This window comes from Nevskia soli, from assembly GCF_903970205.1.
Lineage (GTDB): Bacteria > Acidobacteriota > Terriglobia > Bryobacterales > Bryobacteraceae > Bog-113.
Genome location: NZ_CAJCHS010000402.1, coordinates 1 through 6,764 on the forward strand (window position 1 = coordinate 1; position 6,764 = coordinate 6,764).

The following is a 6,764-nucleotide window of genomic DNA, read 5'->3' on the forward strand; positions in this document are numbered from 1 at the left end:
GACCCCGGACCGAAAGTGTTGGAAGAGATGCGCTTCGCTCCCGGCATCACATACTTGGCCAGATGCGCGAGCACATAGTATTCGACATTCGGCGTGATTGTCGATCCGTTGATCGTCACCACGCCGCGGCAGTTGGTGCAGCCGCCGTTTTGCGGCCCGGAGTTCTGGTTCAGAACCAGGTTCCAGAGCAACACGCTCCGCGCCCAGTTGCGAGTCGCGCCGACTAATAGGTTCGACGTGTTCCACACCAGGTCGCCGCTGAAGCTCGAACCCACCGTGCCCGAGCACTCGGTGAACCAGATTCCTTTGTTGGGGTACGCCGCCTCAACCGTACTCTGGCTGCTGACGTCACCCGCATAACAATGGAATGCAGTACCCGCCAGGTAGGGCGCGGCGCTGCCGGCGAGTAAGGTTGTTGGATACGTTGTGTCGTTCCAGTTATGTTCGTAGCCGATGATGGCCGTATTGATTCCGGAACTAACGAAAGCCGGCGCAAGATAGTTGGCGACGAAGTTAGCCTCGTCCGGCGCGCTCAACAGGGCTGTTGGATAACTCGTGTTACTGTTCTCCGGCTCGTTCTGGGGAGCGACCGCATAGATAGGAATGCCCGCCGCGTTATAAGCCTGTACGAACTTGACGAAGTAACCGGCCAGCGGACTGAACATCGCCGTGTTGACGTTGCCGCCGTTCATCGTGCCGGTGGTCTTCATCCATGCCGGCGGGCTCCACGGTTCCGCGATGATCTTGAGCGTCGGATTGATCGCCAGCGCCTGCTTCAGTAGCGGAATCAGGTAAGCCTGATCGTGCGCAATGGAGAAATGCGTAAGCTGCGGATCGGTTTGGCCGGCGGGCATGTCGTCGTAGCTATAGTTGCCGGACTGGGAAAAGTCGCTCGCGCCTATCGGCTGCCGCAAGAAGCTCAACCCGATGCCCGCGTGCGGATCGAACAGCTGCTGCAGGAATGCGGTCTGCTGTGTGGCGTTTAGTTGATTGGCGATTAGCCAGGCGGACGAGTCGGTGAGCGCCGCGCCGAAACCGTCCATGGTCTGGTACGTCGTCGTCGCGTCGACCGTGATGCCGTTCGCGGCCTGACCGGCTGAGAAAGTGAGCGCGGGCTGGGATTGCATCAATTTCGATTGGTCGCCGTCGGTTTCAACCACGGTCACCTGCTGCGCAGTCAGTAGTGTCATCGCGCTAGCGACAAGGCCGGCACAGAGCGAGAGCATCGCACTAATACTATATCGGGGACGCGGCGGACTTTTGGCACCAGCTTGACAACCAAGACCGCGCTGATAGGCTTAGCACACGGAAGTGCATCTCACTCCCGAATTGGTGGGTGAGATTTAACGGAAGATCCAAGTCTGATTCGTCCAGGGACCGCCTGTGAAGTATCCGCCAAAAAGCACTAAGCCTCCGACGGTAGGGTTATCTTCCATTGCCGCCCCGTATCGTCCAGCAGGTGTAATGGGGGTTTGTACTTGACTCCACGTAATGCCGTTCCACGTCCATGTGTCACTCAGGGCCTGGCCGCCCACCGCATTGTAACCACCGAATAAGACGACTTCGCCGATGTTCGCATCATAGGCCAAAGAGGAGTTTGTACGCTTCGGGGGCGACGTCGCCGGCAACTGGTGGGTCCAAGTGATTCCGTTCCATGTCCATGTATCGTCGAAGAAGCTTGCTCCGCCATCTTCGCCGCCGAAGATGACGACCTGCCTGGTGGCGGCGTCGTAAGTCAGGGTCGTTCCTCGAGGCGAAGGGCTCGTCGCGGGAAACTCCTCAACCCAGATTCTTGCATCCCCGTGCCAGACCCAGGTGTCCCCGAAGAAACTAGTAGGGCCGTAGCCGCCGAAGAGCACTACTGTCCCGGCGGCGCCGTCAAATGCCATCTGTTCGCTGTTGAACGAACGCGCCGGCGGAGAGATGGGCGGAAATTGTTGCGTCCACGTCGAACCATCCCATGTCCATGTGTCGTTCAGGTCAGATCCTTGTTGGTCGGCGTTGGTCGGCGCCGCCGAAGAGTACGGCAGTCTTAGTCACCGGATCGTAAGCGAAACCTGCGCCCGAACGGGGCGACGGCGACGTGGCAGGATACACCTGCGTCCAACCGGCCGTCCGAGTAAAAAGCCACGTATCGCCGAATACCATCGCGCCGTTATTGACGCCGCCCCCAAAGAGAACGGTCGATCCGGTAGCGGCATCGTAGGTCATCGAGCTGTCACTCCGGATCGAAGGTAACCCCACGAGCGAAGGCTTAACCCAGTTGAGACTTTGCGCCCCTGCCGAACTAGCTCCTACGAAACCGATCAAAAGCGCAGTCCAGCCAAGTCTGATTCGTACTTGCCGCAACCCGTTAGTGGGTCAGATAGAGAACTGACCCACTAACGACGCTTCAACTAAGGTCTAAACGAGTCCGCGAAGGCCTGCCCGTTCGGCGTTCCTACCCCAGTCACGTTATCCCATCCGGTTGCCGTCTGCAGCGCCCCGGGAGCCGTGCAAAGGGTTCCATATCCATCCGTAACAGCCGTACAATCGGTGCCGAACGAGATGATATAGACGGTATCCTGATAGTCGGGATAGTCCCAGATCGCGCTGTAGAACTTACTCGGCGTGGCGCCGCCCATCACCGCTGACGCCGTGTAACCAGTGTTCGATCCGCTAGAGGTAGCAATTACTGCCCTCACATTGCCCGGGCCGCCCGCGGGAACGACATCCGTAATGGTTCCCGCCGGCATGGTGTAGACGTAAGTCGCGGCCTGGCCTAAAGCAACGCCGGCTTCCTCATTGGCGATCGCCCATAATCCGGAGAACATCGGAGTAGCGACGCTGGTTCCGCCGTAGACTTGCCAGACTTGAACTGGGTACGAAAACGGTTCACTGATCAGAATCGCAACTCCGGTGTAAGGATCGCCGACCCATGAGATATCCGGAAGTTGCCGCGTCGTCCCTGGTAAACCGGCCTGAAACGACGGTTGGGGAAACACCGCGCTGGGACCCCCGCCGGAGCCGTACTCGAAGCCGAATGCCAGCGGCGGATTGAAAACCTCGCCCTCAGATACCGCGAGCGTAAAATTGCTTCCCCAGCCGACCTGCCAGCTGATGTTGTTAGCGGAATCCAGCGCTACCGAAACCCCGCCGACCGCGGTGGCATAGGTTCCGTCGGCCGGAGCCGAAACTGATGGAGCAACACCTTCGACGCTAAAGTCGCCCTCATCGCTGGAGGCAAAGTTCGCCGCGATACCCGCCACAGCAGCCATCTCATTGATCAGGTTCTCGCTTTGCAAAGTCGAAGTCGGCGTCTCCGATTCGATTGAGCCATAACTGCCGGAAATGACGGTACCAAGGCCATAGATGACGATGTAGGACTCCGCTTCGTCTACATCCTCGAAACTGGCGGAGGGTGGCACTACCAGGTCGATGTTAGCCCCCGGCGCTATCGCGTGGGCCCATTCCACATCTATATTGATCTCCGGATCAGGAGCCGCACAGCTGGATACGGTAGGCACATCGGTGATCGTGAAGTTCGACGAGTTCAACTGCGGCAATCCGAACATCGTCGAGAAGCCGTTCGCATCCGACTGGATGGTTGGAGACCCGCACCAGTCAATGATCGCGATGGATTGACCCGCTCCGTTGTATCCCTCGTTATAGAGTCCGGTTAGGTTGTAGGCGGTGTAGATTTCCGGGGGCGTATAACCGCAACCTGGATTGGGGTTGGCGTAAGTTCCAGCATATCCATTGCCTTTATAGACGACTTTCGGATAGTCACCGTCGCTGGTGTAAGTCTGCGTCTCGACTCCGGTGAAGCAATTGGAAACAAAGAAATCAGCCGAGTTAGCTCCTGCGGGGGCGGCGGGGGCCGGGGGCGCGCCGGGAGGACTGGACGGACGCGCTACCAGCGGATGCACATATCCGCCATTGTCAAGTCCTGCAACCGCGCGCACCAGACCGGCAGCCGCGCCCTCGACATACGGGTCGCTCGCAGGCGCACGGTACGTAGCGCCTCGGACGCTGTAGTTGTTTAGCTGCACCTGGAACGCTTTCTCGACGGCGCCGACCGTACCCTGAGCCCGCACAAACAAGTTACCGGGGCCGACAGTGACGATCGACAGATTGTGAGACGTGAAGAACTGCCGCACCGTCGCCGCTTCGTCCGCCGAAGGGGCGAATTGGGCAATCAGATCCGCCGGTTTGAGCCAATGGCGGTAGTTCGGCGAAGACGGGTTGTAGAGCTGCGCGGCTAAGGCGTCAAGTTGGCTGCGGTTGTGAATGTTCAGCCAGATGCTCACATCGATCGTTGCCGTGGGGTCCGCCGGGCCGAGATTCTTGGCGGTTGCGACATATGGAGGCGTCGTGTTCGGGACCCGTTGTCCGGTGGCGGCACTAATTGGTAAAACGGCCGTGGCGATCAGGCCGAAACAAGTCAAAGAACGCCGGAGCGGCATAAACCCGCCGGAGCGTCCCATTTTCTGGAGCGTTTCGCGATTTTCGATGATCAATTTGCCCTCCTCGGCTTCCCAAACGGTAACGAAATATCCGTCCAGCGGAAATCGTCCCATTTTGGAGCCAAGATGCCGGGATTATATCCCAATCGCAATACAATTCTTCGCCCTTTTTTATTGCATCTCCCTGATTTTTCGATCGGCATCCACGCCGCTTGTGATACTTCTGACGAGCCGGTAATTTTCTCGCAGCTCGCGCCGGTAGGCTCCCGCGTCTTCTCCGCGATCGCTCGCTTCGCGGCGGATCGATTCTTCCGCCGCGATCAAGCCCGGCCACGGCTGGCCGCCGATCGCAGCAAGGAACTCGCTATCGTAACTGAATCCGAACAGAGCCACCGAAGATACGGCCGCCGAGTACCCAGGGTGCAGACCGAATTGCTCAAACGGAAAACTGGCCGCCCAGTCGGTATGGAATCCGATGCGCATATTCTCCGGATTCACCGAAACCTGGGCGTGCGTGACACAGTTTGCCTCTTCGATCGCATAGCGCCCGCGGAGGTAGTCAACCAGCAGCCGCCCCGAGCGGATTTGCGCCGCTTCGAGCGCCTCTCCGGTCTGCGTTTCGAACGCGACACCGATAAAGCTTTCGTTTAAACCGTTGTAGACGCGGTCGCGGTCGGACCAGATCGAATGGCCGGCATGGAACGCCACTTCGTCCTCCGGCACAATTCGAAACGCCTGGCCGAACCGGTCGATGATGAAGTTGTACAGCATGCCCGTGCGCACGTGACGGATTAGGTCTTCGCGCGTGCGCATCAGGTCGCGCGTTTCCGCTGGATCGATCGGCAGCAGCAGGCTTTCCGTCGTGTGAAAAACGATGCCGGCAGGCGCGCTGAACGCCTCGGCCGATCTCTCCAGACGGACTCTCGAAAAGGTGTGGTACGAGCGCGGTCGCGACGTTGTCTCGAATTCGTTTCGGATTTCAAGGCCGTTCGAGTAGACCGTGGATCCGGAGCGTTGCTCCACTTCCCAGATCGGTTGCGGCACGAGCGCTGTAGGATTCACGCGCGCCGCATGCGGTGGGGGGGTGGGAGCATTTGAAACGGCTCGGGCGTGTACCGCGAAAATCGCCGCCAATCCTGCCGCCGCGGCCAGAGCCGCCGCCATTGTGCGGATTGTGCGTCGAAACCGCTTCTCCTGTCGTGCTTGGAGTCTCAACAGGGCTGCCTGTTTTTTCCGATTGAGCTCGCGAATTTGCCTCCGATTCAGCTCGCGAATCCGCCGCAGTTTCAGGACTTCGTCCGGAACCCGCGCATCTGATAAGAAAATCACTGAGAAGCCTTCGCGGAGGTCGTGTCCATCCAGGAGTATTCCTCTCGGATTTGGGTGCAGGTACGATGAAATTTCATGACTCGTGAGCAGGCGTTAGCGATCCTCGAAGAGTTCGTGCAGTCCGCGTCTTTACGCCGCCATGCGCTGCAGGTGGAAGCGTGCGTCGCGGCCTACGCGGACAAGTTCGGGGAGGACCGCGAGAAGTGGTCGGTCACCGCGCTTCTGCACGATTTCGACTACGAAATCCACCCCACGCTCGATAAACACCCCATGCAGGGCGAGCCGATTCTGGAGAGCCGCGGCGTTCCTGCGGACGTGCGGCGCGCCATTCTTTCGCACGCGGATTATTCCGGTGTGCCCCGCGAATCGAAGCTCGAAAAGGTGTTGTTCGCCTGCGATGAGCTTTCCGGATTCATCTCCGCGACCGCGCTGGTCAAGCCCACGCGCAGCGTTGCCGATGTCGATCCCGCCGGCGTCAAAAAGAAGATGAAGGACAAAGCGTTTGCGCGCGCCGTCAATCGCGAAGACATCGTCAACGGAGCGGCTGAACTCGGTATTCCGCTCGATGAGCACATCGAATTCTGCATCAACGCCATGCGTGCGCGCGCTGCGGAAATCGGACTCGGGGGCAGCGTATGACGCCACGCCCCCCGGCGCGCGATCACGTCTCGGATGCCTCCGGTTTTTCCGGTTGGGCGGAGGGGGTCTTTGCGCCGCGCAGCGAATCGGAGCTGCTCGACGTCCTCGCCCAGGCGGACTCGCGGCGCATCCCGCTCACCATCCTTGGCGCCGGTAGCGGGTTGACGGGGGCGCGCGTCGCTACCGGCGGTTGGGTCGTCTCCCTCGAACATTTCAACCGGCTCGAGATTCTGCCCGGCCGCGCGTATGCCGGTGCGGCGATCACTCTTGAAGCACTGAATCGCGCCGCGAACCCCAGCGGGCAGTTCTATGCGCCCGATCCTACCGAAAACACGGCGTCGGTGGGCGGCA

7 protein-coding genes are annotated in these 6,764 nt (G+C 59.7%); 2 read left to right on the top strand and 5 right to left on the bottom strand.

Features of this window, described 5'->3' with window-relative positions; genetic code table 11:
* The 5 genes from H1Y01_RS17435 to H1Y01_RS17455 all read right to left on the bottom strand — a co-directional run.
* On the bottom strand, positions 1–1,190 hold a 1,190-nt coding region (locus tag H1Y01_RS17435), incomplete at its 3' end, for a glycoside hydrolase family 30 protein (protein WP_219341658.1).
* Positions 1,191–1,343: 153 nt separating this feature from the next.
* Positions 1,344–1,889 (bottom strand): kelch repeat-containing protein, encoded by a 546-nt coding sequence (locus tag H1Y01_RS17440; RefSeq protein WP_180541788.1) that lies wholly within the window; start codon positions 1,887–1,889, stop codon positions 1,344–1,346.
* A gap of 91 nt (positions 1,890–1,980) precedes the next feature.
* Positions 1,981–2,211, bottom strand: a complete 231-nt coding sequence (locus tag H1Y01_RS17445) for a hypothetical protein (RefSeq protein ID WP_180541789.1) — start codon at positions 2,209–2,211, stop codon at positions 1,981–1,983.
* A 185-nt stretch (positions 2,212–2,396) separates the two neighbouring features.
* Positions 2,397–4,559 carry a S53 family peptidase gene (locus H1Y01_RS17450; RefSeq protein ID WP_180541791.1) on the bottom strand — a complete coding sequence of 721 codons (2,163 nt, stop codon included), beginning with the start codon at positions 4,557–4,559 and terminating at the stop codon, positions 2,397–2,399.
* Positions 4,560–4,616: 57 nt separating this feature from the next.
* Positions 4,617–5,609 (bottom strand): peptidoglycan recognition protein family protein, encoded by a 993-nt coding sequence (locus tag H1Y01_RS17455; RefSeq protein ID WP_180541793.1) that lies wholly within the window; start codon positions 5,607–5,609, stop codon positions 4,617–4,619.
* Between the two features lie 240 nt (positions 5,610–5,849).
* Between H1Y01_RS17455 and H1Y01_RS17460 the strand changes: the two genes are divergently transcribed.
* Together H1Y01_RS17460 and H1Y01_RS17465 are read left to right on the top strand one after the other, a co-directional pair.
* The gene (locus H1Y01_RS17460; RefSeq protein WP_180541794.1) at positions 5,850–6,413 is read left to right on the top strand and encodes an HD domain-containing protein; all 564 of its coding nucleotides are present in this window, start codon (positions 5,850–5,852) and stop codon (positions 6,411–6,413) included.
* On the top strand, positions 6,410–6,764 hold a 355-nt coding region (locus H1Y01_RS17465; protein ID WP_180541796.1), incomplete at its 3' end, for an FAD-binding oxidoreductase. The genes H1Y01_RS17460 and H1Y01_RS17465, both read left to right, overlap by 4 nt.

Excerpts from the sequence above, each read along its gene's own strand:
- H1Y01_RS17455 (WP_180541793.1), bottom strand. The coding sequence starts at position 5,609 with ATGGCGGCGGCTCTGGCCGCGGCGGCAGGATTGGCGGCGATTTTCGCG.
- H1Y01_RS17450 (WP_180541791.1), bottom strand. The coding sequence starts at position 4,559 with ATGGGACGATTTCCGCTGGACGGATATTTCGTTACCGTTTGGGAAGCC.
- H1Y01_RS17460 (WP_180541794.1), top strand. The coding sequence starts at position 5,850 with ATGACTCGTGAGCAGGCGTTAGCGATCCTCGAAGAGTTCGTGCAGTCC.
- H1Y01_RS17445 (WP_180541789.1), bottom strand. The coding sequence starts at position 2,211 with ATGACCTACGATGCCGCTACCGGATCGACCGTTCTCTTTGGGGGCGGC.
- H1Y01_RS17440 (WP_180541788.1), bottom strand. The coding sequence starts at position 1,889 with ATGGCATTTGACGGCGCCGCCGGGACAGTAGTGCTCTTCGGCGGCTAC.